This is a genomic window from Actinoplanes sichuanensis (genome assembly GCF_033097365.1).
Taxonomy (GTDB): Bacteria; Actinomycetota; Actinomycetes; order Mycobacteriales; family Micromonosporaceae; genus Actinoplanes; species Actinoplanes sichuanensis.
In genome coordinates this window covers 11,611,862-11,638,828 of record NZ_AP028461.1, presented here as the reverse complement: position 1 = coordinate 11,638,828, position 26,967 = coordinate 11,611,862, and the positions used below count along the sequence as shown (strand labels likewise).

Below are 26,967 nucleotides of genomic sequence, written 5' to 3'. Positions count from 1 at the left end.
CCACCAGCGACGCGGGAGGAACCCTAAAGCGCTTCACCAGACATCTGAGCGACGCGGGAAGAACCCTAAACGCCGCCGAAGCAGCCATACCGTGCCGCCGACTGATCGCCTTACGTCCGGAGGCAGCCCAGGCGTGCCGCTCGCCGGTCAACCAGGCCCTGGAGACAGCCCTACGATGCCGTCGGCCGCTCGGCCCACGACTTCGTCGGTGCCGGATCACGGACGGACCGATCACGGCTCGCACCGGCGAACCGACCAGACCCTGACTCCGGAGGGTCTCTGGAGAGGGCCACTGCCGCCCGGCCGTCGATCTTGGTGAGGTCACGCCCGTCGAACAGCCCTGACACTCACAAGATCGCCGCCAGCCGTACCCACCGTGCCGGCCTACGGTCTGATCCGGACCGCCGGCCGGCACAAGGGATGAGAACCGATCAGGCGAAGACGTCCTGCTGGTAGCGGCCCGCCGCCTCCAGGGAACGCAGCCACGCCTCCGCCTCGACCGCGGTCGCCCCGGTGTGCCGGCGGAAGATGGCGTACAGCTCGTCGCGGACGGCCGGGGCCATCCGGGCGCCGTCACCGCACAGGTAGATGTGACCGCCCTGTTCGAGCAGCTCCCACACGGCGTCACCCTGGGCGGCGAGGGCCTCCTGGACGAACCGGTGCGGGTGCCCGTCGACCGCGGAGAACGCCAGGTGCAGGTCGGTCACACCGTCGGCGGCCCACTGTTCCATCTCGGCCCGGTACAGCCAGTCATGCGACGGATGCCGGCAGCCGTAGAACAGCTTGGCGGGGCCGCTCCCGGCCGTACCGGCACGCTCCTGAAGGAAGCCGCGCAGCGGAGCGAAACCGGTGCCCGGCCCGATCAGGATCATCGGGGTGGCCGGGTCGGCGGGCAGCCGGAACGGCGGCGCCGGCACCCGGACGTGGCCGTAGAAGACGTCACCCGGTGACAGCCGCGCCAGGTACTGCGAGCACATGCCGCGGTAGCGCCCGTTGCCGGTCCGGGACGGCCCGTCGACCAGGCCGACCGTGATCGTCACCAGGGACGGGTCGACGGTCGGCGACGACGAGATCGAGTAGAACCGCGGCTTGATCGTGCCGACCAGTTCGAGGAAGACCGCGAACGGCAGCTCGACCGCCGGGAACCGCTCCAGCAGCGACAGCACCGAGACCCGCTTGGCCAGGATCTCGTCGGCGTACAGGTCGGCCGAGGTGGTCCACGCGGTCAGCTGCCGGGTCGTCCACGGGCACTCGGTGTGCTCGGCGAGGACCGCGATCTGCCCACGGGTGGCCGGCTCCTGCAGTTCGACGAAGTCGGTGAGCAGGAGCCCGGCGGTGACCGGCACACCGATCGGCAGCCCGGTCGGCCGCTCCCCCGCTTGTCCGAGACGGATCACCAGGTCGCGGGAGACTCGCAGGGTGTGCAGGGCCCAGTCGACGAGCTCGGGATCGTTCTTGGCGTAGACGGCCAGGTGATCGCCGGCCGTGTAGGTGACACCCTCGGGCAGCTGGACGGTGATCGCCTTGACACCGGGCCGGGGCGCCTCACGGCTGAAGTCCCAGAGGCCGGTCGGGTCGCCGACCAGTTCCTCCACCGACATGACCATGACCGGGTGCGCCTGGTCGGAGACGACGGCGGGCCGGATCTGGTCCTCGCCGAGTACCTCGACGCTGTACCTCGGGCCGTCGGCGGCCTTCGATTCGGCGCCGAACTCGGTGGCGAGCGCACTCCACAGCCCGTTCAGCCAGCTCTGCGCCATGCCGTCGAAGTCGGCCGAGGCGTCGGTCTCGCCACGCTCGACGATGGGCTGCGCGCCCGCTCCGGCGAGCTTCGCAAAAACGCGACGGGGGTACGCCTGGTAGGTCGCCCACTGGGTGTTGCCGTTGCCCAGCACCGCGAACCGCACGGAGTCCAGCGTCCCGGCCGGGATGTCGAGGTCGTCGAAGGCCTGCGCGTTGTCCGGCGCCTTGCCGTTGTAGCTGGACGTGACGACGGCGAGCAGCCCGTCGGCGGGCAGGTCGGCGGCGAGTTCGTCGAGCGTCTGCACGGTCACGTCGAAACCCGACCGGCGGGCCCGGTCGGCCAACTGCTGGGCGAGGTCCTCGGAGGTGCCCAGGTTGGACCCGAAGGCGACGCGTAGCCGTACCCCCGAAGCTTGAACCTCGGCGGTCTCGGACGTCTCGGCGACCGGCTCGTCGAAGGAGAGGCGCTCGTGCGCGAGACGGGGACGGACCCGCAGCCGGAAGCCGTCCGGCTTGATGGTGAGGGTCTGCTTGATCCGCAGCCGGTGGCCGGCCGGGTCGGCGATGGCGAAGCGCTGCAGCAGCATGGCCAGCGCGAGGCGGGCCTCGGTCAGCGCGAACTGTCGGCCGATGCAGGCCCGCTCGCCGTTGCCGAACGGCTTGTACGCGTGCGGGTGGTGTTGGGCCTTGGCCTCGGGCAGCCACCTGTCGATGTCGAACGTCTCCGGGTCGGACCACGCCGACGGGTGGGTGTGCAGCGGTTTGAGGATGACCGCGATCTTCTGGTCGGCCGGGATCTCGTAGCAGCCACCGAGCGTGGTCGCCTCTCGCGAGGCCAGGCCGATCGCGGTGATCGGCGAGTGCAGCCGCAGCGTCTCGTCGAGGATCCGCGGGATCACGTCGAGCTTCATGATCAGCTCGTAGGTGGGCACGGTGTCGCCGGGCAGGATCCGGTCCACCTCGGCGTAGGCCTGGGCCAGGACGTGCGGGTTGCGCATCAGGTGATGCAGCGCGAAGGAGAGGGTGCCGCTGGTGGTCTCGTGCCCGGCGATCAGGAAGGTGAGGACCTGGTTGCGGATGTTCTCGTCGGAGAGCCGGGCGCCGGTCAGCGGGTCACTGGCCTCCAGCATCAGGCCGAGCAGGTCGTTCGACTTCTCGCCGGAGGCCCGGCGCACCCGGATCACCTCGTCGACGGTGTCCTGCATGACGGCGATATCCGATTTGTACGCCGCATCGGCCCGCTTCTTCAACCCGGTGACCATCGGCAGCTGCCGGGTCCGGTTCATCGCCTCGGTCAACGCGTTGCCCATGGCCTGCAGGAACGGATGCAGCTCGGCCTGCTCGAAGGACCGGAACTGCTGCCCGAACCCGGCGAGCGTGATGGTGTCGAGGGCGAGCCGGGTCATGTCGTCGGCGACGTCCACCTCGGTGCGCCCGGACCACGCGCCGACCAGGTTGCCGGCGATCTCCAGCATCTGCGGGAAGTACGCCTTCATCGACCGCTGACTGAAGGCGGGCAGCAGGATCCGGTGCGCCTGACCCCACACCTCCTCTTCCTCACGCGCGGTGAAGAGGCCGTCACCGGCGAAGTCGCGGACGTGCGCGAGCGGCGGGTCGATCGGCTTGTAGAAGCGGGACTCGTCGCAGACCTCGGCGACCAGGTCGGGGTCGTGGACGAAGACGACGTGCCGGCCGGCCAGATTGAGCCGGTAGATGCCGTCGGGGTGCTGCGCGGCCAGGTCGGCGAAGAACCGGTGTGTGCCCTCCACCGGCACCTGCAGTCCATTGCCGACGATCGGCAGTCCGCGGGGGGTGGGAATCGCGGCGCTCACGGGGGTCCTCCTCAGCCATACGGTGTATGGCTACTACCATACGGCGTATGGCTGAATCCGCTAAGTCCGGTGATCAACGTTTAACAAAGGGCGCAATCCTCCAAGCGGCTCTGAACATCGTCGACACCGACGGCGTGGACGCGCTGAGCATGCGCAAACTCGCAGGCCAGCTGGGTGTCAACCCGATGTCGATCTACCACCACGTGGAGAACAAAGCGGCCCTTCTGGACGGACTGACCCGCCTGGTCACCGATGGCGCACGTCACATCGCGGTCGGGGAGGGAACATGGCAGGAACAACTGCGCAATCTGGCGTACGAGTTCCGGTCGCTGAGCCTCGCCCACCGCAACCTGATCCGGTACGCCTTCGCGAGTGACGACTTCATCCAGCGCGACGGCCCGATGTGGCGGACACTCTGCACCGTGCTGCGCACCGCGGGACTGCCCGAGAGCGAGGTCGAGCGGACCGGTGCGGTTCTCGCCGTGCTCGTCGGCGGACTGCTGCACACCGAGGTCAACGGCACGATGCGGCGCCTGATCGGTTCCGGCCAGGCGGACGACGCCGGTTTCGCGCTCGCGGTCCAGTTGTTGATCGACGGAGTGGCCGCCCGAGTGTGAGCTGTCCTCACTATGAAGTTGTGATGAACCGGCTGTGGAAGACCTGTGTCGCCGCAGGTAAGCTCGGCCCCCGATCCCGGCCGGTCACTCATCGCTAGGTAGGACATGTCGGTCACTTACGACGCCCAGCTCCACAGTGCGCGGCCGGGGACAGCCTCCCCTCCCGCGCCCCCGCACCTCGGTTTCCGACCGGACATCGAGGGAATGCGCGCCATCGCGGTGACCCTCGTCGTGCTCTCGCACGCCGGCATCACGAGCCTCGAAGGCGGATACGTCGGTGTCGACGTGTTCTTCGTGATCTCCGGCTTCCTGATCACGACCCTGCTACTCAAGGAGCTGAGCCGCACCGGGACCGTCTCGCTGGCCACCTTCTACGCCCGGCGCGCCACCCGGCTGCTGCCCGCGTCGACCGTGGTCCTGCTGGTCACCGTGACCGCGGCCTGGCTGTGGCTGCCGGCCACCCGGTTCAAGTCGATCTCACTGGACGCGATCTACGCGACCTTCTACGGCATCAACTGGCGCCTGGCGAACGAAGGCGTCCAGTACATGAACGCCAGCGCCGAGCCCTCCCCGCTGCAGCACTTCTGGTCGCTCGCGGTGGAGGAGCAGTTCTATCTGGTCTGGCCGCTCCTCCTGCTGATCTTCGCGCTGGCCTTCGGCAAGCGCCGGGCCCCGGTGATCATCACACTCGTGCTCGTGGTCGCGGCGTCACTCACGGTCAGCGTCCTGCAGACCTCGACGTCGGCGCCGTGGGCCTACTTCGGAGCGCACACCCGTGCCTGGGAGCTGGCGGTCGGCGCGCTGATCGCGGTCGGCGCGACCCGGCTGGCCGGGCTGCCCCGCGGCCTGGCCGCCGGCATGACCTGGGCCGGCATGGCAGCGGTGATCGCCTCCGCGTTCCTCTACAACGAGGAGACGCCGTTCCCCGGCTACGCCGCCCTGCTGCCGGTGCTCGGCGCGGCCGCGATCATCGCCGGTGGCACGTCCGGCCCGAGCGGCAGCGCCGCCACCGTCCTGCGCACCTGGCCCTTCCAGCAGATCGGCCGGTACTCGTACAGCTGGTACCTGTGGCACTGGCCGGTCCTCATGATCGTCCCGCACATGCTGGACGTCGAGCCGAACGTGCCGCTCAACCTCGGTCTGGCCGCCGGGGCGCTGGTGCTGGCGATCGGGTCGTACCACCTCATCGAGAACCCGGCCCGCAACCAGTCCTGGGTGAAGGCCAAGGCCCGCCGCGGTCTGGCCGTCGGACTGGCCCTGTCCTGCTTCGCCGCCCTGGTCGCCCAGGCCGGTGCGATGAAGCCGCCGCAGCTGGCCAAGGGCGCCCCGGCGGTGGACACGGCCGAAGCCGTCGCCGGCGCGACCGACCCGGAGGCGGAGCTCCGGCGGATCATCGCGGCCTCGGTCGGCACCGGCAAGCTGCCGTCGAACACCACGCCCAAGGTGCAGAACGCGCGCAAGGACAAGCCGAACTACTACAACGACCGGTGTCACCTGGACTATCTGGACGCCGCGGCACCCAACCCGTGCCTGTACGGCGACCCGGCCGGCGCGCGGACCGTGTTCCTCTTCGGTGACTCGCACGCCGCGCACTGGTTCCCGGCGGTCGACGCGGTCGCCAAGGAACGCGGCTGGAAACTCGAGGTCCGTACCAAGAGCGCGTGCAACGCCGCCTCGGTGGTCACCTTCAGCCCCGGGCTCAAGCGCGTCTACAGCGAATGCCCGACCTGGCGCGCCGAGGTGCTCGCCGAGATCAAGCAGGCGCAGCCGTACCTCGTGGTGATGTCCTCCAGCGGCAACGACGGCAACCCGCTCGTCGACGACGCCGGCACCCGGCCGAGCGGCGCGCAGCTGGACGCCGCGTGGGCGGCCGGCTGGGACGCCACCTACAAGGCGATCAAGGGGACGCGGACGAAGCTGGTGCAGATCCGGGACACCCCCTGGCCCGGCTACAACGCGCCGGAATGCCTGGCCGAGCACTCGGACAAGGTCTCCCGCTGTGTCGCTCCGGCGATCGAGTCGATCGTCCAGCCGCAGCGGCAGGTGCTGGTCGAGCAGAACGCGAAGCGCAACGGCGTCCAGATGATCGACGCGCTCCCCTGGTTCTGCACCACCGACTCCTGCCCGGCCCTGGTCGGCAACGTGCTGGTGTGGCGCGACGACGACCACATCACCACGAAGTACTCGGCGATGTTGGCGCCCCTGCTGAGCGCGCGGCTACCGAAGTAAACAATTCGGAAACGGCCCCGGCACCGCGTGGAAGCACGCGATGACGGGGCCGTTCCATGTTTTGATCAATCCAGGGTTACACGTCCGAAACTTCCACCTGCGAGCATTCCGTGGCGCGATCAGCAGGAGGTTCCCTTTGTTCCTCAGCCAACACGAGCAGGAACGCCTGCTCATCCACGTCGCGGCCGACGTCGCCCAGCGTCGCCGAGACCGGGGCCTGCGGCTCAACTATCCGGAAGCCACCGCCATCATCACCGCCTTCCTGCTGGAGGGGGCACGCGATGGGCGTACCGTGGCCGAGCTGATGGATGCCGGGCGGCGGGTGCTCACCCGGGCCGACGTCCTGGACGGCGTGCCCGAGATGCTGGCCGAGGTACAGGTCGAGGCCACCTTCCCGGACGGCACCAAGCTGGTCACCGTGCACGGGCCGATCTCGTGATCCCGGGCGAGATCCTCTTCGGGGACGGCGACATCGAGATCAACGCCGGCCGCCCGGTCATCGCGCTGACCGTCCGCAACACCGGAGACCGGCCGGTGCAGGTCGGATCGCACTTCCACTTCGCCGAGTCCAATGCGGCCCTGGAGTTCGACCGGACCGCGGCCTGGGGCCACCGGCTCGCCATCCAGGCCGGCACGTCGGTCCGGTTCGAACCGGGCATACCCCGCGACATCACCCTCGTGGCGCTGGCCGGCAACCGCATCGTCCCCGGCCTGCGCGGCCTGGCCGGCGGGCCACTCGACCAGCCCGCGCCACCGCCGGAGCCCGACCCCACCGACATCGAACCGGCCGGCTCCCTCGACGAGGACACCGGCGAGGGCGAACACAACGGGAGCCCACGATGACTTCTCTGGACCGGAGCCGCTATGCGGCGCTGCTCGGGCCGACCAAGGGTGACCGGATCCGGCTCGCCGACACCAACCTGCTGATCGAGATCGAGGAGGACCGCAGCTCCGGCCCGGTCCCCGGCGACGAGGTCGTCTTCGGCGGCGGCAAGGTGATCCGCGAATCGATGGGCCAGGGCCGGGCCACCCGGGCCGAGGGCGCCCCGGACACCGTCATCACCGGCGTCGTCGTCCTCGACCACTGGGGCATCGTCAAGGCCGACGTCGGCATCCGCGACGGGCGGATCGTCGCCATCGGCAAGGCCGGCAACCCGGACACCATGGACGGCGTACACCCCGACCTGGTGATCGGCCCCGGCACCCAGATCCTCGCCGGCAACGGCAAGATCCTCACCGCCGGTGCGATCGACAGCCACGTCCACCTGATCAGCCCGACCATCCTGGACACCGCGCTGGCCGCCGGCATCACCACCATCATCGGCGGCGGCACCGGCCCGGACGAGGGCACCAAGGCCACCACCGTCACGCCGAACTCCTGGCACCTGGCCCGGATGCTGGAGTCCCTGGACACCTGGCCGATCAACGTGCTGCTACTCGGCAAGGGCAACACGATGTCCGCCGAGTCGATGTGGGAGCAGCTGCGCGGTGGCGCCGGCGGTTTCAAACTGCACGAGGACTGGGGCACCACTCCGGCCGCGATCGACGCCTGCCTCAAGGTGTGCGACGCGTCGGGCGTGCAGGTGGCGATCCACACCGACACCCTGAACGAGGCCGGATTCGTCGAGGAGACGCTGCGCGCCATCGCCGGCCGGTCGATCCACGCCTATCACACCGAGGGCGCCGGGGGCGGTCACGCGCCGGACATCATCACCGTCGCGTCGCACCCGAACATCCTGCCGTCGTCGACCAACCCGACCCGGCCGTACACCCGCAACACCCTCAGCGAGCACCTGGACATGCTGATGGTCTGCCACCACCTGAACTCGTCGGTGCCGGAGGACCTGGCGTTCGCCGAGAGCCGGATCCGGCCGTCGACCATGGCCGCCGAGGACTACCTGCACGACCTGGGCGCCATCTCGATGATCGGGTCGGACTCGCAGGCCATGGGCCGGGTCGGTGAGGTGGTCACCCGTACCTGGCAGACCGCGCACGTGATGAAGGCCCGGGTCGGCGCCCTGGCCGGCGACGGCGCCGCGGACAACAACCGGGCCAAGCGGTACGTCGCGAAGTACACCATCTGCCCGGCCCGCGCCCACGGCATGGACGCCCAGGTCGGCTCGGTCGAGCCGGGCAAGCTCGCCGACCTGGTCCTCTGGGACCCGGCGTTCTTCGGGGTACGGCCGGCGGTCGTCCTCAAGGGCGGCATGATCGCGTACGCGCAGATGGGTGACGCGAACGCCTCGATCCCGACGCCGCAGCCGATGCTGCCCCGGCCGATGTTCGGTGCCTACGGTGTGGTCCCAGCGCAGACGTCCCTCGCGTTCGTCGCCCCGGCCGCCATCGACGCCCTGCTCAGCGACCGGATCGGGGTGAAGCGGGCGCTGGTCCCGGTCGGTGACACCCGCTCGGTGGGTAAGGCCGACATGCCGCTGAACGACGCCATGCCCCGGATCGAGGTCAAGGCGGACACGTTCGAGGTACGCATCGACGGCCAGGTGATCGAGCCGGATCCGGTCGACGTGCTGCCGATGGCCCAGCGCTACTTCCTGTTCTGAATGAGCCTCGCCACGCTGCTTCTGCTCGCCGACGGGCGGCTGCCCTCCGGTGGGCACGCGCACTCCGGCGGGCTGGAACCGCAGATCGCCAACGGGCGGGTCCGCGACATCGGCGGCCTGGACGGGTTCCTGCGCGGGAAGCTCGCCACCAGCGGCCTGGTCTCGGCGGCGTTCGCGGCCGCGGCCTGCGCCGACGTCGAACGGGCAGCCGAACTGGACGCCGGTCTGGACGCCCGTACCCCCTCGCCGGCCCTGCGGAAGGCGTCCCGGGCTCAGGGCCGGGCGCTGCTGCGGGCCGGTCGGGCGATGTGGCCGATCGCCACGATCGGCCGGGAACCGCATCAGCCCGTCGCTCTGGGCGCTCTGGCCGCGGCGGCCGGGCTGACACCGGCCGAAGCCGCGATCGCCGCGGCGCACGGTCTGGTGACCGGTTCGGCGAGCGCCGGGGTCCGGCTCCTCGGTCTTGATCCGTACGCCGTACACGCGCTGCTGGCTCGGCTGGCCCCCGAATGTGACCGGATCGCGGCGGCGGCCACGGCCCGGTCCGGCGACCCGGTCGACGAGTTGCCGGCCGCGGGCGCCCCCCTGCTCGACATCGGCGCCGAGCACCACGCCACCTGGGAGGTCCGGCTCTTCGCGTCATGAGGAGGACCGGCCACCCGCACCCTGAAGGGCAGGAGACAATGCATCCCGAACTGCACGAACACGGTCCCGACGAGGTTCCGCACACCCACCCCGACCCGGGCGTCGACCCGCACACGCCGCTGGGCGAGGGTCCCCGGGCGCTGCGCATCGGCATCGGCGGACCGGTCGGCTCGGGCAAGACCGCCCTGGTCGCGGCACTGTGCCGGGCCCTCGGTGCGGAGATCCGCCTGGCCGTCGTGACCAATGACATCTACACCACCGAGGACGCCGACTTCCTGCTGCGCAACGGCGTCCTGCCGGCCGAGCGGATCCGCGCCGTGGAGACCGGCTGCTGCCCGCACACCGCGATCCGCGACGACATCTCGGCCAACCTGGACGCCGTCGAGGATCTCGAGGAGAAGCTCGGCCCGCTGGACCTGGTGCTGGTGGAGAGCGGCGGCGACAACCTCACCGCCACCTTCAGCAAGGGCCTGATCGACCAGCAGATCTTCGTGGTCGACGTGTCCGGCGGGGACAAGGTGCCCCGCAAGGGCGGCCCCGGTGTGACCACCGCCGACCTGCTCGTGATCAACAAGACAGACCTGGCCCCGATGGTCGGCGCCGACCTGTCGGTGATGGACCGCGACGCGAGGGCCCGGCGGCACGAACTGCCCACGGTCTTCCTGTCGCTGGCCGAGGACAAGCAGGCCACGCCGGTCGCCGACTGGATCCGCGGCCTGGTCGCGGCCCGGGTCTGAGGTGCGGGCGGAAGCTCGGGTCGTCGCCGAGTACGACGGGCGGGGCGGTACCCGGCTCGCCGTACTGCGCGGCGAGTCGCCGCTGCTGCCGCGCCGGACCGGGCGGCCCGCCGACGGCGGTGTGACGGTTCATCTGGTGGGTGGCGCGGCCGGGCCGCTGCGCGGCGACGAACTGCGGCTGGACGTCGTGGTCGGTCCCGGCGCCCGGCTGGAGATGCTGAGTGTCGCGGCCTCCCTGGCGCTGCCGGGCCGGGCCGCGCCGCCGTCCCGGCTGACCGTCACCGCGTCGGTGGCGGCCGGTGGGACGCTGCGATGGTCGCCGGAACCGCTGATCGCGGCCGCGGGCTGCGACCACGACGTGGTGACGCGGGTGGACGTGGCCGAGGGCGGGACGCTGCTGTGGCGCGACGATCTGGTCTGCGGGCGGCATCGGGAGGCGTCCGGCGCGGTCCGGGCGGACACCCTGATCCGGTACGGCGGAGCCGTCCTCTACCGCCATGAGCTGGCCGTCGGCCCCGGTGCTCCGGGCTGGGACGGCGCGGCGGTGCTCGGTGGGGGACGGGCGATCGGCACCGTCGTGATGGCCGGGCCGGAACTACCGGAACCGGCCGTCCTCGGCCCGGATGCCGCGTCGATGCGGCTGGCCGGACCAGGTCTGCTGGCGACCGCGGTGGGTGAGGACATCCGCCAGGTCAAGACGGCACTCGATGCGGTGGGGCTCGCACCGCTGTCGCAAGCGTGTTGAGACAGCGGCACGAGCCGTACCGGTGACCGAGCTCAGGCGGCGACCGCTATCGGCACGCCGTGGCTGTCGGTCAGTGCCAGCCTGGTGTGCAGGCTGCCCTGCTGGGCGACCTTCGCGAAGTACTCGCTGCGCCGACGCTGGAGGCAGCCCTTCCTGGTCCGTGGTCCCCCCGCCGCCACGGTCAGCAGTTCCGGTGCGAGCGAGCTGTTCAGGCCCTCCCGGAGCAGCCTCAGCGCCTCGGTGCGCAGCTGGGAGATCCGGGATTCGGTGACGCCGAGCCGGGCCGCCACCTCGCTCAGCGGTTGTTCCTGCAGAAAGGATTCCTGCACCACCTGCCGGAGCCGTTCCGGCAGGGCCTGGATGGCCTGGTGCAGATACCCGAGGCGTTCCCGCTTGAGGAGCAGATCCTCGGGCCCTTCAGAAGTCTCCGGCACCATCTCCTCGGCTGCTCCGGTGGGGAATCCCTGGAGGCTGAGCAGGGAGGCCTTCTGCACGTCGTCCTCGACGCTGGCCAACTCGTTGACGCCGATGCCGAGCATCTCGGCCACTTCGGCGTCGCTGGGCGTACGGCCGAGCGCCGCGGTGAGCTCCTGCCTGGCCGTCGCGGCACGCCGGGCCCGGGCCCGCACCGATCGGCTGGCCCAGTCCTGCCCGCGCAGTTCGTCGAGCAGGGCGCCGCGGATCCGGACCGCGGCGAAGCGGTGGAAGGGGATCCCACGGGTCACGTCGAAGGAACGGGCCGCGCCGAGCAGAGCCGCGAAACCGGCCGACGAGAGGTCATCTGCGTGGACATGGCCGGGCACCCGGTTGAGCAATTCCCGGACCAGATGGCCAACCATCGGCATGTTCTCGCGGATCAGGTCCTCGATGTCACGCGCGGACGGCGCGTCATGGATCATGCCGATGGTGGCGGGGAGTTCGGTCGTGGTGGTCACGTAGTCCTCCTCGCTGGTACTAACCGGCTGGTGAAACCGGCTTACGAGAAGAACAGTGAGCGCCTACGGGTGCAGCGTCAGCCGAACTTGGTTGCTTTTGTGGAGTTTTTTCATGAAAAACCTCAGGCCTGAGAGGACCACCACGGACCAACGAGGTTTAAACACGGAACCCGGCCGCGGTTCACGGCCGGGTTCGCGGAAATCGAGTGATCAATGCAGCACCGGGGCACGGAGCGCCGACACCTCGGCCAACTCCTCGTGCACCCACACCATCCGCTGCACCGCGATCTCCGGGTGATCGCCGAACTCCTCCGCCACGCCGGCGGCACAACCGTCACTGCCGTACCGCAGGATCATGGTGGTGATCGCTTCCTCCACCGCCGTCCGGGAGGGACTCTGGGACGGCTGGAGGTACGAGACGAACAGCGCCTCGGCGGCCAGATCCTTCACTGCTGTGCTGATCATTTCTGTCGAACTCCCCGATGTCGACGACCTGCTTGAACTCGGCTGACACCACGATCTACCCGGGCTCTCGCCCATCATCCGCTCGGGTGCCTTACGGGCCGGCAGCCACGCCGTGCCAAAGTGCCGCAATCCGGACTCCCGGATCGGAGCAGAAGCGCCTGTCGGTCTAGGTTCACCGTAACTCTACGGTCGGACCTTCGGCCTCCGGTTTTCCGCCGCCGATCGGGTGGACTGCCTGCCCGTTCCTACGATCAGGTGGTCGGGCAGACGTCGACTTCCTCGTCGCAGTCGTCGTTTCGGACCGGCGGTGTGGCCGGCGTGGTGGTGACCGGCGGGGTCGTGGTCTCACCCACCCCGGGGTTCTCGGAGGCGGTCGACGGCGGCGGCAGCGAGGGTGGCGGCGGCGTGGTGGGCGTCGTGGTGCCGCCGGTCGGGTCGGTGCCGGTCGTCGTGGTCGAGGTGCCCGGTTGCGGGTTCACACTCGGCTTCACCGACCCGGAGCGGGTCGGCGACGGCTTGATGACCACGTTGCCGCTCGGGCCGACCGAGATGGCCGGTGACGTCGCCGGGTCGGCGAACCTGGCCTCCCCGTTCTCCAGGATCTCGACCGGTCGAGCCGGGTCGCCCGGCTTCTCCGACACATACGTCTCGCAGGTCTCGTCGTTGAGCTTGAAGACCAGCGGGGCCAGGTTGCTCTCTCCGTAGCGCCCGGTGAGCTGCATGGTGACGGTGCGCTGCGATGGAATCGGCGCGTGCGAGGCGACCGTGACCATCCGGTCCTGCTGGGTCAGGGCGACCTTGCCGTTGCCGGAGAGGGTCTGGTCACCGTTCATCAGGAACCAGAGGCTCCAGCCGTTGATCGGGGTCTTGGCTCGGTTGGCCAGGGTGACCTGCGCCTTGAACCGGACGCCGTCATCCGACCAGACCGCGTAGCTGACCACACAATCGCCGGTGGGCGGGACCACGGCCGGGCCGGGCGTCCCGTTGGCCTGCGGTTCGCCGGTGCGCGGACCGCCGAGAGCCGTCCAGCCGTAGGTGAGAGCGCTCAGCACGGCGACCGTGCCGGCGACCACGACGATCCGGCGGATCCGGCCCTGCGCACGGTTCGGCGGGCGACCGGCCGGCGGCGCCGACGACGACCCACTCGCACCGTGCCGCAACGACGGTGATGGTGAGGGTGAGGGTGAGGCGGTGGTGTGGGCGGGCGGCGTGAACGGCTCGGGAGCGGCCGCAGCGGCGTGCTGAGCCGGTTTCGGGGCGGTGGTCGGCTCGGCGCCCATGGTGGTCCGGTCGCCGGCCGCCATGGCCGCCGCGGCGGCCGCCGGGCCGAAACCCGAATACGGGTAGCCGGACGGCAGGATGAAGGTGTCCTCGCCGTCCTCCCAGTCCGCGTCGAACCCGGAGGTGACCAGCGGCGCGCCGGCCGAGATGGTGGCCAGCGCACCGGCCAGCTCGGCGCTGGACGGCCGGTCGCCGGGCAGCTTCTCCAGGCAGCGGGCGATCAGCGCGTCGACCGAGTGGGGCAGGCCGTCCACCGGGGGCAGCGGCTCGGGCTCCACGTACTGATGGGCGCGCAGCAGGGCGGTGGTGGTGCCGACGTCCCACGGCAACTGGCCGATCAGCATCCGGTAGATCAGCAGGCCGACCGCATACACGTCGGTGGCCGGGCTGACCTGGCCGCCCTCCAGCCGCTCGGGAGCGAGGTAGGCCGGGGTGCCCATCAGGCTGCCGTCGGGGTCGGTGTCGTTCTCCCCGATCAGGGCGGAGATGCCGAAGTCGACCACCTTGGCGCCGGACGGGGTGAGCATGACGTTGGCCGGGGTCACGTCGCGGTGCACGATGCCACGCGAGTGGGCCGAGGCCAGGGCGGCCGCGACCTCGGCGGCGATCCGGGCCGCGGTGGGCCACGGCAGGGTCCGCACCCGGGCCAGGACGGCGGCCAGCGACTCGCCGTCGACGAGCTCCATCACGACGTACGGCACCGGCTCACCGTCGACCGTGGTGGCCTCGCCGTAGTCGTACACATTGGTGATGTGTGGATGGGTGAGCCGCGCCGCGGCCTGGGCCTCCGCCCGGAGCCTGCGCCGGAACGACGGGTCGGCGCTCGTCGAGGGTGGCAGGACCTTGACCGCGACCTGCCGCCCGAGCACCTCGTCGAACCCACGCCAAACCACTGACATCCCGCCTGCGCCGAGACGCTCGACCAGTCGGTATCGACCGGCGAGCAATCCCGAACCGGGCAGGTCCGCCGTGCTCATGTGCCCCCACATGCGCGCTTCAAGAGGAAAACGCCGGACCGCACCGCCATGCCGTCCGACGCCGGGCGAGTCGGGCCCGACCATCGGACTCCGAGCATCCCCCATCGACGGCGAGGATGTTAGTCCCTATCAGCCGCCAGTACGACCCGTCACATTGCGATCTACCTGCGGGTCGTTACGGTGCGTCGGCCCATGTGATCCCCCCTTTAGAGGGACGCCGAACGCGCAGCGTGACCGAGAGTGCACCTATTGCCCGCTTCGTCAGAACTTTCGCTCTCAACCAATCGAGTGACTTCATCACGCAGGGGATCACTGAAGGTCAAATGATCACTACGCAGGGAGATCAAATCTGTCCATGATCTGTCAACCGCGAACCGGGGTTCCGGCCAGTCTGCGTGCCGAATGCCGGGACGGCAGCGCCGCGACCCCGGCCCGCACCGGTGTCCCGCCGGCCGGGGTCGCCCCCAGCTCGGCCAGCCAGGCCCGGATCGGCGCCCACTTCTCATAGATCACCAGGACCACCTCACCCGGTACGGCCAGCCGCAGCGCCGCCGTGACCGCCTCCCGGTAGCCGTCCGCCCGTACCGCGGTGAGCTGCGGACGACGGGCCCGCATCTCCCTCTCCACCAACCCGGACACCTCGCCGACCGGCCGGCCGCGCGGATCGGTGTCCTCGTAGAGCACCACCCGGGTCAGGCCGTCCGCGAGCACCTGGGCCGACGCGGCCAGCAGGTCGTCGCGCCGGTCGCCGGGCAGCGTGACGGCGGCCACGCAGCGCTCCGGACCCCACAGCCGGTGCAGGGTGCGCAGCGTGGTGGCCAGCGCCGCCGGGTTGTGGGCGTAGTCCACGAACACCGACACGTCACCGAGCCGGAACAGGGTGCCCCGGCCCGGGTTGGCCACCGCCGGGTCGAACTCGGCGAGCCGGTCGGCCAGGCTCTCCGGCCGGGCGCCGAGGGCCCGGGCGGCGGCGATGGCGGCCAGCGTGTTCGCCGCGACGTGCAGGGCCGCTCCGCCGTACGCCCCGGGCACCTCGGCCAGCCGGAGCAGAGGTGTCCGCCGCGCCCCGGTCGCCTGCACCAGCCAGCCGTCGTGCAGCACGTAGGCCGCCCCGCCGCGGGCCAGGTGCTCGGTCAGCACCGGGCTCTCGGTGTCGAGGGAGAACCAGACCAGGCGCTTGCGGTCGGCCCGCACCCGAGGCCGGTCGGCCAGGCTCCGCACCCACGGGTCGTCGGCGTTGAGGACCAGCGTCCCGCCGTCCCGGACCCGCTCGGCCACCACCGCCTTGACGTGCGCCAGATCCTCGACGGAGTCCAGCCCGTCCTGGCCCAGGTGGTCGGCGGTGATGTTGGTGATCACCCCGACGTCCGACCAGTCGTAGCCGAGCCCGCGCCGCAACAGGCCGCCACGGGCCGTCTCCAGCACCGCCACCTCGACGTGCGGGTCGCCGAGCACCATCTGCGCCGACCTCGGCCCGGTGGCGTCGGCCACCTGGACCGTGCGCCCGTCGATGACCACCCCGTCGGTGCTGGTCACGCCGGCCCGCATGCCGCTGCCCGCGAGCAGGTGGGCGATCAGCCGGGTGACGGTGGTCTTGCCGTTGGTCCCGGTGACCGCGACCGCCGGGATCCGGCCGTCCGACCCGCTCGGGAACATCGCCCGCACGATCGCGTCGCCCACGTCCCGGGGTCGGCCGTGCGCCGGCGCCAGGTGCATGCGCAGGCCGGGGACCGCGTTGACCTCGATCACTCCGGCGGTGACCGGCTCGCCACCGGGCTGGAGCGGAGCGCCGATGTCCGGCAGCCGCAGGTCGATGCCGGCGATGTCCAGGCCGGTCAGTGCGACGATCCGCTGGCAGAGCCGGGTCACGTCCGGGTGCACCTGATCGGTGACGTCCCGGCTGGTACCGCCGGTCGAGAGGTTCGCGGTGTCGCGCAGCCAGACCGTACCGCCCTCGTCGGGCACCGACTCCGGGGTCAGCCCGGCGCGGCGCAGCACCCGGTCGGTGGTCTCGTCCAGGTCGATCCGGGTCAGCACCCGGGAGTGCCCGGGGCCGCGCCGCGGGTCGGCGTTGACCCGCTCGACCAGCTCGGCGACGGTGGCCGTGCCGTCGCCGAGGACATGCGCGGCGACCCGTTCGGCGGCCGCCACCACCTCGCCGGAGACCACCAGCACCCGGTAGTCACGGCCGTCGAGCTGCTGCTCGACCACCGCCTCACCACCGATCGCGGCGAACGCCTCGGCCACCTCCTCTGCGGTGTTCAGGTGCAGGGCCACGTCCCGCCCCTGGCGGCCGTGCCGAGGCTTCACCACCACCGGCGCGGTCAGCTCGCCGAACAGCCGCAGGGCGTCCTGGACGGTGGCGGCCGCACCGCCCGGGGCGACCGGAACGCCCGCCTCGTCGAGCAGCCGCCGGGTGACGTGCTTGTCCCCGGCGATGTCCACGCCGACCGCGCTGGTCCGGTCGGTCATCGCGGCCCACGCGAGCCGACGCCGGTGCCCCCAGCCGAGTCGGAGCAGGCTGAGGTCGTCGAACCGTTCCACCGGGATGCCGCGGCGCCGGGCGGCCGCGATGATCGACCGCGTGCTGGGCCCGGTGGCCTCGCGTTCGGCCAATTCGGCGAGGCCGGTGAGCCGCTCCGACAGCACGGCGGCGGACGGGCCGGCACCCCCGTGCACCTCGAGGACCAGGTCGATCGCGGCCCGGAACAGCTCACCGGGCACCGACGACTCGGGCGACTCGTCGACCGGGCACTCCATGATCACGTCGTAGGTGCCGGTCTCCCCGGTGCCGACCGTTCGGCCGAAGCCGACCTCCCGGCCGATCAGCTGGGAGAGTTCGATGGCGACGTGTTCGGTGACGTGCCCGAAGTAGGTGCCACCACGCAGCCGGCTGACGAACCCGCCCGGTGTGCCCGCCGCGCAGTGGTGCTCGGCCAGGCCCGGCACGGCCCGGAGCAGCCGCTCGGTGAACCCGGTGACGTCGGTGGTCTCCACCCCGGTCAGGTCGCCGAGGAGGAGCCGGGCCACCACGGCGGGCCGGGAGAGGTAGACGTTGGGGCCGCGCAGACGGCGCAGGCTTTCGATCTTCATGCGGCTCGTTCCCGTTCTGGGGAAGGCGGGCCGGTGACGGGTCGGCGGCCCGTGAGGTGAAAGGTGCAGCCGGCCGGCAGCACATGGATCCGGGCTCCGGCGAGCGCGATCGGCCCGGACGGCGGAACCCGGATGTCGGTGGCGGTTCCGGCGTCGACCACCGTCACCGCCCCGCTGCCGAGGACCTCGAAACTGTCGCCCCCGGTCAGGATGGCGGTGTCCTCGTCGATGCCCACACCCAGCTCATGGGGGTAGCAGGCGACCGCGCTGAGCAGCCGGTTGAGTCGGCCCCGCTCGGCGAAGTGCTGATCGATCAGCACGCACGGCAGGAATTCCAGCCCGGGGCCGGTGCGCACGCTGTCCGCGGCCACCCCGGGACGGTCTCCGCCAGTGATCATGGTGGCCGACATCATCGCGGCGCCCGCGCTCGTCCCGGCCAGGATCACCCGGCCCTCGGCGACGAGCGCGTGCAGCAGCGTGTCGACGGCGGTGCCGCCCAGGACGGTGATGATGCGCTCCTGATCGCCGCCGGTGAAGAAGACGCCGGTGGCGTCGCGCAACGCGGCCTCGGCCTCGGCGCTGTTCGCGTCGGCACGGCAGGCGAGAGGCAGGGCGCGGACCGCACCGGCACCGAGATCGGCGAACCTTTCGCGGTACGCGTCGGCCGTCGTCGCCGGCGATTCACTGGCCGTCGCGATGACCACGATCCGGGCCGCGGCCGCCCCGGCCAGCTCGACGAACCGGCCCAGCAGGGCGGGACCGGCAGCCCCACCCATGATCAACAGCCGGCTGTTCCCCTCCACACTGCTGAGGTTAATCGGAACAAAACCGAAACATCCGGCCAATCCGAATGCGGCTCAGCTTTCCCCAAGCCGTTTCCGCCGGGCCTCGCGCTTCTCCTCGAACCGGACCGCCTGCGTCTCCAGCTCGCTCATCTGCGCGGCCAGTTCCTCCCGCGCCCGCTCGCCGTCACCGCGCAGATCGGTCCGGTCCCAGACGTTCCACTGGCGCAGCACCGGCTGGAGCACCTCGTCCCGGTGCTGGCGCAGGTCGTAGATGCCGGCCAGCGCGATCAGCACCGCCTTGCGGCCGAAGCCGGCGATGTTCGCCCCCGGCATCTGGAAGTTCGCCGTGACGTTCGCGACCGCCCGCATCGCCTGGTCCGGCGCCAGCTCGAAGGCCGCCGCCAGCAGGTTGCGATAGAAGACCATGTGCAGGTTCTCGTCGGCCGCGACCCGGGCCAGCAGCTGCTCGGCGATCGGGTCGCCGGTCGCCTTGCCGGTGTTGCGGTGCGAGATCCGGGTGGCCAACTCCTGGAACGCCACGTAGGCGAGAGAGTGCATGATCTCGTGGCCGTTGACGTTCACATACCCGGACTGCATGTGGTCCATCCGGGCCCGCTCCAGCTCGACCGGGTCCACCCCGCGGGTGACGGTCAGATAGTCACGGATCGCGATGCCGTGCCGGCCCTCCTCCGCGGTCCACCGGTGCACCCAGGTACCCCAGGCGCCGTCCCGCCCGAAGAGCGTGGCGATCTCGTGGTGGTAGGAGGGCAGGTTGTCCTCGGTCAGCAGGTTGACGATCAGCGCGGTCCGCGCCACGTCCGGCAGCTTCGAGTCGTCCGGCCGCCACGGCTCGCCGTCGAGCAGCCCGTCGAAGGTACGCCCCTCGCTCCACGGCACGTACTCGTGCGGGAACCACTCCTTGGCGAGCGCCAGGTGCCGGTCGAGGTTGGTCGCGACGACGGGCTCCAACTCGATCAGCAGCGCGGTCTGGTCCAGCGGCATCCGCTCACGGTAACCGCCGGACCATCCTCACGTAGCGTCAGCGCGCCGACACGTTCGGGTAGAGGTCGGCGGTCGGCGGCTGCCAGGTCGCCGCGTCCGCCTCCACCTGCTCACCGGAGCGGATGTCCTTCACCGTGTCCGGCTCCCCCGGGAACCAGACGAACGGGATGCCCCGACGGTCGGCGTACTGGATCTGCTTGCCGAACTTCGCCGCCGTCGGCGCCACCTCGGTCGCGATCCCCCGCCGGCGCAGCGACGACGCGATCCGGTCGCACTCGACCCGCTTGTCGTCACTGGCCAGGGCGATCACCACACAGGTCGGCACCGACCGGGAGACGGTCAGCGCGTCCTGCCCGAAGAGCAGGCCGAGCAGCCGGGACACCCCGATCGAGATGCCGACGCCGGGGAACCTCGTGTTACCGACCGAGGCCAGGTTGTCGTACCGGCCCCCGGAGGTGATCGAGCCGAACCGCTCGTACCCCTGGAGCATCGTCTCGTACACCGTGCCGGTGTAGTAGTCGAGCCCACGGGCGATCTTCAGCTCGGCCCGGACCAGGCCCGGCGCGTGCTCGTTGGCCGTCTCGACGACCTGGAGCAACTCGGCCAGGCCCTCGTCCAGCAGCGGGTCGGTGACCCCCAGCGCCCGGACCCGGTCGGCGAACGAGCCGTCGGTCGCCGAGATCTCCGCCAGCGCCAGACAGGCCGCGGCCTGCGCGTCGGTGGCGCCGGCCGTCTCGACCAGGGCCGCCGCCACCTTCTCCGGGCCGATCTTGTCGAGCTTGTCGACCGTACGCAGCACCTGCGCCGTGTCGGCCAGGCCGAGGCCCCGGTAGAAGCCCTCGCAGACCTTGCGGTTGTTGACCAGGATCGTCGCGTCCGGAATGGGCAGTGACTTGAAGACGTCGCCGATCACCAGCGGCATCTCGGTGTCGAAGTGGAACGGCAGGGTGTCCCGGTTCACCACGTCGATGTCGGCCTGCAGGAACTCCCGGTAACGACCCTCCTGCGGGCGCTCACCACGCCACACCTTCTGGATCTGGTAGCGCTTGAACGGGAACTGCAGCCTGCCGTTGTTCTCCGTGACGAACCGCGCGAACGGCACCGTCAGGTCGAAGTGGAGGCCCAACTGGTCCTCGCGCTTGGCGTTCTCCTCCTCCTGCAGGCGGTGCAACAGGTAGACCTCCTTGGAGGTCTCGCCCTTGCTGAGCAGGGTGTCCAGCGGTTCGACGGCGCGCGTCTCCAGGGAGGCGTAGCCGTACAGCTCGAATGTGGATCTGATCTTGTCGAGCACCTGCTGCTCGATGATGCGCTGGGGCGGCAGCCACTCGGGAAAGCCGGAAATGGGCACTGGGGTCTCTCCTACCGGGAACGACTACAGGAAGCGACCGGGCGCGGCGATCAGATCCCGCAGGTACGGGTTCGACGCGCGCTCACGGCCGATGGTGGTGGCCGGTCCGTGGCCGGGCAGCACGACGGTCTCGTCGGCCAGCGGCAGGACCTTGTCCCGCAGACTGGCCATCATCGTCGGGGTGCTGCCACCCGGCAGGTCGGTGCGTCCGATCGAGCCCGCGAAGAGCACGTCTCCAGAGAGACAGATCTCCTCCGCGTCCCAGGAGGAGTTCGCTCCGGGCAGGCGGAACAGCACCGACCCGCCGGTATGGCCGGGCGCATGGTCGACGGTCACCTCGATGCCCGCGATCGTCAGGACCGCGCCGTCGGTCAGCTCGGCCACGTCCGCCGGCTCGGTGTAGGGCAGGCGCCCGCCGAACATCGAGGTCAGATCGGCACTCAGGCCCTTGGCCGGGTCGGCCAGCATCTCCCGGTCGGCGGGGTGCACATAGGCGGTGATGCCCCGCGCGCCGCAGACCGGCGCCACCGAGAAGGTGTGGTCCAGGTGCCCGTGCGTGAGCAGGACCGCGGCCGGCGACAGCCGGTGCTTCGCCAGGGTCTCCTCGAGCTGGTCGAGCACCCCGATGCCCGGGTCGACCACCAGACACTGCTCCCCCGGACCGGCGGCGACCACATAACAGTTGGTGCCGAAGGCCTGGGCCGGAAAGCCGGTGACGAGCACGGTGGTTGCCTCTCAGGAATCTGGGTGCGAATCGTAACGAGAGTAGCCGGGCGGGCGCACGCCACTTTCTCAGGAGGTACCCGTACACTCTTGCGGGCGTGTGGCGTGCCGCACCCCTTGACATGTAGAGGTGCTCCTGTGATTCCGGGCAGGCGTTCCTGTGATCCCAGGCAGGGAAGGACAGCGTTCGGTGGCTTCCAGCAAGGACCGGCAGCGCAAGCTCGCGCGGGCCAAATTCGACCGGCAGCAGGCCCGCCGGGCTGAGCGCGAGCGCCGCCGTCGCCGGGTCTCGGCGGGCGTCGGCACCACCCTCGCGGTCCTGCTCATCGCCGCCGGCGGTGCCTGGATCGGCGGTGCCTTCGACAGCGACGAGGCGACCACCGACACCAGCGCCCTCGACCAGTGCCTCTGGACGCCGCTGAGCGTGGAGAGCAACGCCGACCTCAAGGAGGTCGGCACCCCGCCGACCACCGGCCTGCCCGAGTCCGGCACCGAGACCATGACGATCAGCACCGACAAGGGTGTCCCGATCGTGGTCGACATCGATGTGGCCGCCTCGAAGTGCACCGCGGCCAGCTTCTCGTACCTGGCGGGCAAGCAGTTCTTCGACAACACCGAGTGCCACGAGCTCACCACCGAGGGCGCGCTGCGCTGCGGTGACCCGAGCGGCACCGGCCAGGGCGGGCCGACCTACAGCTACTACGACGAGAACCCGCCGGCCGCACCCACCCCGGAGCCGAGCGCCTCGACGGCTCCCGCCGCGACCGTGCTCTACCCCAAGGGCACCGTCGCCGTGGTCGGCAACCCCAAGGGTGTCAACGGCAGCCAGTTCCTGATCTTCCACAAGGATTTCGCCACCGCCGACCCGCAGTACTCGATCCTCGGCAAGGTCACCAGCGGTCTCGACACCCTGGACGCGATCGCCAAGGTCCCGACGGTCGAGAACAGCTCCGGTGACAAGGTCAAGCCCAAAGACAAGATCACCATCAAGACCCTGACCGTCGGCGCGGCGGCCACCGGCACGGCCCCGTCCGCTGCCGCCAGTGTCGCTCCCTCAACAGGCGCCCAGTCGTGAGCGAAGGTAGAGACAGCAGCATGGAGGAGACCGTGTCGTCGACCAAGGACCGGCAGCGCGCGGCGGCGCGGGCCCGGCTCGAGAAGGAGATGGCCGAGCGCGCCTCGGCCGCTCGTAAGCGCCGGCAGCGGCAGGCGATCATCGGCTCGGCCCTCGCGGTCGTCGTCATCGCCGGCGCGGCCTTCTTCGTCGTCCAGGCGATGAAGGACGACAAGACCACCGAGGCGGCCGCTCCGGACTCCTCGGCCAGCGCCGACCCCGCGGCGAACGTGCCGCCGGCCGGCCCCGGCACGGTCAACTGCGTCTGGACGCCGGCTGACGAGTCGGGCGGCGGCAAGGTCAAGGACGTCGGTCTCCCGCCGGTCAACGTGCCGAACACCGGCAAGTCGACCCTGACCTTCGAGACCAACCTCGGTGCCATCTCGGCCGACATCGACCTGAGCAAGGCCCCGTGCACCGGCGCGAGCTTCAAGCACCTGGCCGAGAAGAAGTTCCTCGACAACACCAAGTGCCACCGCCTGGTCAACAAGGACGGCTTCAAGGTCCTCCAGTGCGGCGACCCGTTCGCCACCGGCGAGGGCTACCGCGACACCGACGGCACCGGCGGGCCGAGCTACACCATGGTCGAGGAGAACCTGCCGACCGACGAGAAGAAGCCGTACCCGGCGGGCTCGATCGCGATGGCCAACACCGGTCAGCCCGGCAGCACCGGCAGCCAGTTCTTCATCTGCTCCGAAGACACCGTGCTCCCGGCGAATTACACGCTGCTCGGCACCATCAACAAGGGCCTGGACATCGTCCGCAACGTGGTCAAGGCCGGCGACGACGGCGCCTTCGAGCCGTCGCCCGGTGGTGGCCGCCCGAAGACCGAGGTCCTGATCAAGACGATGACACTCGCCGCGGCCTGATCTTCGCAGCGCATCCCGGGCCGGCATCGAGGTTCCCACCTCGGCGCCGGCCCGATCGTTTTCCGACATGAAAACGGCGGGCCCTCCGATCCGGAGGGCCCGCCGTTTCTCGTTTCGTCAGGCGCCGTTCTCGTTTCGTCAGGCGCCGGAGGTGACCCGATAGGCGTCGAAGACGCCGTCCACCTTGCGGACCGCGGCGACCAGGTGACCCAGGTGTTTCGGGTCGGCCATCTCGAAGGTGAACCGACTCACCGCCACCCGGTCCCGGGTGGTGGTGACCGTCGCGGACAGGATGTTCACCCGCTCCTCGGACAGCACCCGGGTCACGTCGGCCAGCAACTTGTGCCGGTCGAGCGCTTCCACCTGGATGGCCACCAGGAAGGTGGACGCCGACGTCGGTTTCCAGCTGACCTCGACCACCCGCTCGGACTGGTCACGCAGGTCCTGAGCGTTCGCACAGTCCTCCCGGTGCACGCTCACCCCACCGGAGCGGGTGACGAACCCGAAGACCGCGTCGCCGGGCACCGGGGTGCAGCAGCGGGCCAGTTTGACCCAGACGTCCGAGACGCCCTTCACCACCACACCCGGGTCCTGCGCGGAACTGCGGTTACGCGGCGGGCGGGTCGCGACGGCGGTCTCGGCGATGTCCTCGACCGCGCCCTCCTCGCCACCGAACCCGGCGACGAGTTTCTGCACCACCGACTGGGCGGAGACGGCGCTCTCGCCGACTGCGGCATAGAGCGACGCCACATCCGGCAGGTGCAGGTCGCGGGCGATCGTCATGAGGTTTTCGCTCGTCAGCATGCGCTGCAGGGGCAGGCCCTGCTTACGCATCGCCTTGACGATCGCCTCCTTGCCGTCCTCGATCGCCTCCTCGCGGCGCTCCTTGTTGAAGAACTGCCTGATCTTCGTCCGGGCGCGCGGGCTCTTCACGAAACCGAGCCAGTCCTGCGTGGGACCGGCGGTAGCCGACTTCGACGTGAAGATCTCGATCACATCGCCGTTCGACAGCGGCGACTCCAGCGGCACCAGCTTGCCGTTGACCCGCGCGCCGATGCACTTGTGCCCGACCTCGGTGTGCACCGCGTAGGCGAAGTCGACAGGCGTCGAGCCGGTCGGCAGCGGGATCACGTCACCCTTCGGCGTGAAGACGTAGACCTCCTGGCTGGACAGGTCGAACCGCAACGCGTCCAGGAACTCGGACGGGTCACTCGCCTCCCGCTGCCAGTCCAGCAGCTGCCGCAGCCAGGTCATCTCGTCGATGTGCGCCGGCGGGCCGACGATCGTCGCGCCCTTCTGCTCCTTGTACTTCCAGTGCGCGGCGATGCCGAACTCCGCCGTACGGTGCATGGCGAAGGTCCTGATCTGCATCTCGACCGGCTTGCCGGTCGGACCGATCACCGTGGTGTGCAGCGACTGGTACATATTGAACTTCGGCATCGCGATGTAGTCCTTGAACCGGCCCGGCACCGGCTGCCAGTTCGCGTGGATGACACCCAGCGCGGCATAGCAGTCACGGACCGTGTCGACCAGGATACGGACGCCGACCAGGTCGTAGATGTCGTTGAAGTCGCGACCCCGCACGATCATCTTCTGATAGATCGAGTAGAGGTGCTTGGGACGGCCGGTCACCTCGGCCTTGATCTTCGCCGATTTCAGGTCGAGCTGGACCCGGTTGGTCACCTGGCGCAGCAGCGCCTCACGCTGCGGCTGGTGCTCCCCGATCAGGCGGTTGATCTCCTCGAACCGCTTGGGGAACAGGGTGCCGAAAGCCAGGTCCTCCAGCTCCCACTTGATCGTGTTCATACCGAGGCGGTGGGCCAGCGGGGCCAGGATCTCCAGCGTCTCCTTGGCCTTCTGCTCCTGCTTGGCGCGAGGCAGGAAGGTCAGGGTGCGCATGTTGTGCAGCCGGTCGGCCAGCTTGATCACCAGGACGCGCGGGTCCTTGGCCATGGCGACGACCATCTTGCGGATCGTCTCCGCCTTGGCGGCGTCACCGAGCTTGACCCGGTCGAGTTTCGTCACGCCGTCGACCAGCAGCGCCACCTCGGCACCGAAGTCGTTGCGCATGCTCTCCAGCGAGTAGTCGGTGTCCTCGATGGTGTCGTGCAGCAGCGCCGCCACCAGGGTCGTGGTGTCCATGCCGAGGTTGGCCAGGATCGTCGCGACCGCCAGCGGATGCGTGATGTACGGATCGCCGGACTTCCGATACTGCCCGGAATGCCACCTGGCCGCGACATCGAACGCCTTCTGCAGCGCCCGACCGTCGGCCTTGGGATGGCTGGCCCGATGCGTCGCGATCAGCGGCTCCAGGACCTCACTGACCTGCGTGCTCTGCCACGGCGCATTGAAACGGGCGAGACGGGCGCGGACCCGCCGCCCGGTGGGTGCGCTCGCCAGGCCGGCGAAGCCGCTGCCGGGCTCATCCGCGGGCGCGAGTGGCTGGGTGGTCTCAGGATCGCCAGTCGGGCTCTCGCCCGGACTCTGGGTCGGTTGCACCGTGCCCTCCGCCGGAGGGGCGACGTCGCTGGACACCGGCCTCCTCACACGTTCGCCGGGATCATCTGGTCTGTTCGGAACGCCCATCCTACCCGCACCGCCTCACCGAATACCCCGGCCGAACCTACGAATAAGCAGGCCCGAGCGGGCGAATAGCATCGAAGACGGATCAAACGGTCAACAGCGCGTGTACCTTGCGGGGGCTGAGCCGCTCCCGACCGTCCAGGAAGCCGAGCTCCATCAGCACGGTGAAGCCGGCCACCACGCCACCGGCCCGCTCGACCAGGTCCATGGTCGCACCCGCGGTGCCGCCCGTCGCGAGGACGTCGTCGACCACCAGAACGCGCTGTCCGGGCACGAACGCGCCCTCGCTGACCTCCAGGGTGGCCTCGCCATACTCCAACCCGTACGACGCGGAGAAGGCCGGTCGTGGCAGTTTGCCGGCCTTGCGCACCGGGACCACACCGGTGCCGGTCGCATACGCGATCGCCGCCGCCATCACGAAACCGCGCGCCTCGACCCCGGCCACCACGTCGAAAGACCCGGCCCCCCAGTGCGCGACGATGCCGTCGATCACCTTGCGGAACGTGGGCCCGTCACCGAAGAACGGCATCAGGTCCTTGAAGACGATGCCCGGTTTCGGGAAATCCGGCACGTCGACCGTGCCTCCGGCGACCAGGGCCGCCATCTCCGGGCCGCTGTCGCCGGTCATCTCGCTACTCACGGCGGCCAGCCTAGTGGAACGGCCCGCCACCCCGATGGGGTGGCGG

General features: G+C 70.3%; 21 protein-coding genes. 10 read left to right on the top strand and 11 right to left on the bottom strand.

Features of this window, described 5'->3' with window-relative positions; translation table 11 throughout:
- Positions 1-431 precede the first annotated feature (431 nt).
- A complete protein-coding gene (locus Q0Z83_RS53310) occupies positions 432-3,575 on the bottom strand; it encodes a bifunctional cytochrome P450/NADPH--P450 reductase (RefSeq protein WP_317791220.1) in 3,144 nt (1,047 codons plus the stop codon).
- A 47-nt stretch (positions 3,576-3,622) separates the two neighbouring features.
- Between Q0Z83_RS53310 and Q0Z83_RS53305 the strand changes: the two genes are divergently transcribed.
- From Q0Z83_RS53305 to Q0Z83_RS53270, 8 genes are all read left to right on the top strand, one after another.
- Complete coding sequence (locus Q0Z83_RS53305; protein WP_317791219.1) at positions 3,623-4,192, top strand: TetR/AcrR family transcriptional regulator; 570 nt, start codon at positions 3,623-3,625, stop codon at positions 4,190-4,192.
- Between the two features lie 204 nt (positions 4,193-4,396).
- Positions 4,397-6,421, top strand: a complete 2,025-nt coding sequence (locus Q0Z83_RS53300; protein ID WP_378079122.1) for an acyltransferase family protein — start codon at positions 4,397-4,399, stop codon at positions 6,419-6,421.
- 136 nt (positions 6,422-6,557) lie between these two features.
- Positions 6,558-6,860, top strand: coding sequence for an urease subunit gamma (locus Q0Z83_RS53295; protein ID WP_317791217.1), 303 nt, complete (start codon positions 6,558-6,560; stop codon positions 6,858-6,860).
- Positions 6,857-7,264 (top strand): urease subunit beta, encoded by a 408-nt coding sequence (locus Q0Z83_RS53290; protein ID WP_317791216.1) that lies wholly within the window; start codon positions 6,857-6,859, stop codon positions 7,262-7,264. Before Q0Z83_RS53295 ends, Q0Z83_RS53290 begins: the two co-directional genes overlap by 4 nt.
- Positions 7,261-8,979 (top strand): urease subunit alpha, encoded by a 1,719-nt coding sequence (locus Q0Z83_RS53285; protein WP_317791215.1) that lies wholly within the window; start codon positions 7,261-7,263, stop codon positions 8,977-8,979. The genes Q0Z83_RS53290 and Q0Z83_RS53285 overlap by 4 nt, the downstream gene beginning before the upstream one ends.
- Entirely contained in the window at positions 8,980-9,624 is a 645-nt protein-coding gene (locus Q0Z83_RS53280) for an urease accessory protein UreF (protein WP_317791214.1), read from the top strand.
- 38 nt (positions 9,625-9,662) lie between these two features.
- A complete protein-coding gene (gene ureG / locus Q0Z83_RS53275) occupies positions 9,663-10,361 on the top strand; it encodes an urease accessory protein UreG (protein WP_317791213.1) in 699 nt (232 codons plus the stop codon).
- 1 nt (position 10,362) lies between these two features.
- Positions 10,363-11,106 carry an urease accessory protein UreD gene (locus tag Q0Z83_RS53270; protein ID WP_317791212.1) on the top strand — a complete coding sequence of 248 codons (744 nt, stop codon included), beginning with the start codon at positions 10,363-10,365 and terminating at the stop codon, positions 11,104-11,106.
- A gap of 32 nt (positions 11,107-11,138) precedes the next feature.
- Here the strand turns inward: Q0Z83_RS53270 and Q0Z83_RS53265 are convergent, their stop codons facing one another.
- The 8 genes from Q0Z83_RS53265 to Q0Z83_RS53230 all read right to left on the bottom strand — a co-directional run bounded on the left by Q0Z83_RS53265 (position 11,139) and on the right by Q0Z83_RS53230 (position 21,715).
- Positions 11,139-12,041, bottom strand: coding sequence for a sigma-70 family RNA polymerase sigma factor (locus tag Q0Z83_RS53265; protein ID WP_093613916.1), 903 nt, complete (start codon positions 12,039-12,041; stop codon positions 11,139-11,141).
- A gap of 210 nt (positions 12,042-12,251) precedes the next feature.
- The gene (locus tag Q0Z83_RS53260) at positions 12,252-12,506 is read right to left on the bottom strand and encodes a hypothetical protein (RefSeq protein WP_317791211.1); all 255 of its coding nucleotides are present in this window, start codon (positions 12,504-12,506) and stop codon (positions 12,252-12,254) included.
- Between the two features lie 251 nt (positions 12,507-12,757).
- Positions 12,758-14,764, bottom strand: coding sequence for a serine/threonine-protein kinase (locus Q0Z83_RS53255; RefSeq protein WP_317791210.1), 2,007 nt, complete (start codon positions 14,762-14,764; stop codon positions 12,758-12,760).
- A gap of 363 nt (positions 14,765-15,127) precedes the next feature.
- Entirely contained in the window at positions 15,128-17,857 is a 2,730-nt protein-coding gene (gene cphA, locus Q0Z83_RS53250; RefSeq protein WP_317791209.1) for a cyanophycin synthetase, read from the bottom strand.
- The gene (locus tag Q0Z83_RS53245) at positions 17,854-18,660 is read right to left on the bottom strand and encodes a cyanophycinase (RefSeq protein ID WP_317791208.1); all 807 of its coding nucleotides are present in this window, start codon (positions 18,658-18,660) and stop codon (positions 17,854-17,856) included. Before Q0Z83_RS53245 ends, cphA begins: the two co-directional genes overlap by 4 nt.
- A gap of 54 nt (positions 18,661-18,714) precedes the next feature.
- The gene (locus Q0Z83_RS53240) at positions 18,715-19,644 is read right to left on the bottom strand and encodes an acyl-ACP desaturase (protein ID WP_317791207.1); all 930 of its coding nucleotides are present in this window, start codon (positions 19,642-19,644) and stop codon (positions 18,715-18,717) included.
- 37 nt (positions 19,645-19,681) lie between these two features.
- Entirely contained in the window at positions 19,682-20,992 is a 1,311-nt protein-coding gene (gene hisS / locus Q0Z83_RS53235; RefSeq protein ID WP_317791206.1) for a histidine--tRNA ligase, read from the bottom strand.
- 24 nt (positions 20,993-21,016) lie between these two features.
- Positions 21,017-21,715, bottom strand: a complete 699-nt coding sequence (locus Q0Z83_RS53230) for an MBL fold metallo-hydrolase (protein ID WP_317791205.1) — start codon at positions 21,713-21,715, stop codon at positions 21,017-21,019.
- A 190-nt stretch (positions 21,716-21,905) separates the two neighbouring features.
- On the opposite strand from Q0Z83_RS53230, the gene Q0Z83_RS53225 reads away from it, so the two are divergent.
- Both Q0Z83_RS53225 and Q0Z83_RS53220 read left to right on the top strand, forming a co-directional pair.
- The gene (locus Q0Z83_RS53225; RefSeq protein WP_317791204.1) at positions 21,906-22,790 is read left to right on the top strand and encodes a peptidylprolyl isomerase; all 885 of its coding nucleotides are present in this window, start codon (positions 21,906-21,908) and stop codon (positions 22,788-22,790) included.
- 32 nt (positions 22,791-22,822) lie between these two features.
- On the top strand, positions 22,823-23,698 hold the full coding sequence (locus tag Q0Z83_RS53220; protein WP_378079128.1) for a peptidylprolyl isomerase: 876 nt from the start codon (positions 22,823-22,825) through the stop codon (positions 23,696-23,698).
- Between the two features lie 138 nt (positions 23,699-23,836).
- On the opposite strand, the gene Q0Z83_RS53215 is transcribed toward Q0Z83_RS53220, so the two are convergent.
- Together Q0Z83_RS53215 and Q0Z83_RS53210 are read right to left on the bottom strand one after the other, a co-directional pair.
- A complete protein-coding gene (locus Q0Z83_RS53215) occupies positions 23,837-26,233 on the bottom strand; it encodes a RelA/SpoT family protein (protein WP_317791203.1) in 2,397 nt (798 codons plus the stop codon).
- Between the two features lie 133 nt (positions 26,234-26,366).
- Entirely contained in the window at positions 26,367-26,909 is a 543-nt protein-coding gene (locus tag Q0Z83_RS53210; protein WP_317797370.1) for an adenine phosphoribosyltransferase, read from the bottom strand.
- Positions 26,910-26,967 lie beyond the last annotated feature (58 nt).

What these genes read in the sequence shown, in the direction of transcription:
- Q0Z83_RS53305 (WP_317791219.1), top strand. Translation starts at nt 3,623, where the DNA reads ATGGCTGAATCCGCTAAGTCCGGTGATCAACGTTTAACAAAGGGCGCA.
- Q0Z83_RS53280 (WP_317791214.1), top strand. Translation starts at nt 8,980, where the DNA reads ATGAGCCTCGCCACGCTGCTTCTGCTCGCCGACGGGCGGCTGCCCTCC.
- Q0Z83_RS53240 (WP_317791207.1), bottom strand. Translation starts at nt 19,644, where the DNA reads ATGCCGCTGGACCAGACCGCGCTGCTGATCGAGTTGGAGCCCGTCGTC.
- Q0Z83_RS53255 (WP_317791210.1), bottom strand. Translation starts at nt 14,764, where the DNA reads ATGAGCACGGCGGACCTGCCCGGTTCGGGATTGCTCGCCGGTCGATAC.
- Q0Z83_RS53285 (WP_317791215.1), top strand. Translation starts at nt 7,261, where the DNA reads ATGACTTCTCTGGACCGGAGCCGCTATGCGGCGCTGCTCGGGCCGACC.
- Q0Z83_RS53210 (WP_317797370.1), bottom strand. Translation starts at nt 26,909, where the DNA reads ATGACCGGCGACAGCGGCCCGGAGATGGCGGCCCTGGTCGCCGGAGGC.
- Q0Z83_RS53300 (WP_378079122.1), top strand. Translation starts at nt 4,397, where the DNA reads ATGCGCGCCATCGCGGTGACCCTCGTCGTGCTCTCGCACGCCGGCATC.
- cphA (WP_317791209.1), bottom strand. Translation starts at nt 17,857, where the DNA reads ATGAAGATCGAAAGCCTGCGCCGTCTGCGCGGCCCCAACGTCTACCTC.
- ureG (WP_317791213.1), top strand. Translation starts at nt 9,663, where the DNA reads ATGCATCCCGAACTGCACGAACACGGTCCCGACGAGGTTCCGCACACC.
- Q0Z83_RS53260 (WP_317791211.1), bottom strand. Translation starts at nt 12,506, where the DNA reads ATGATCAGCACAGCAGTGAAGGATCTGGCCGCCGAGGCGCTGTTCGTC.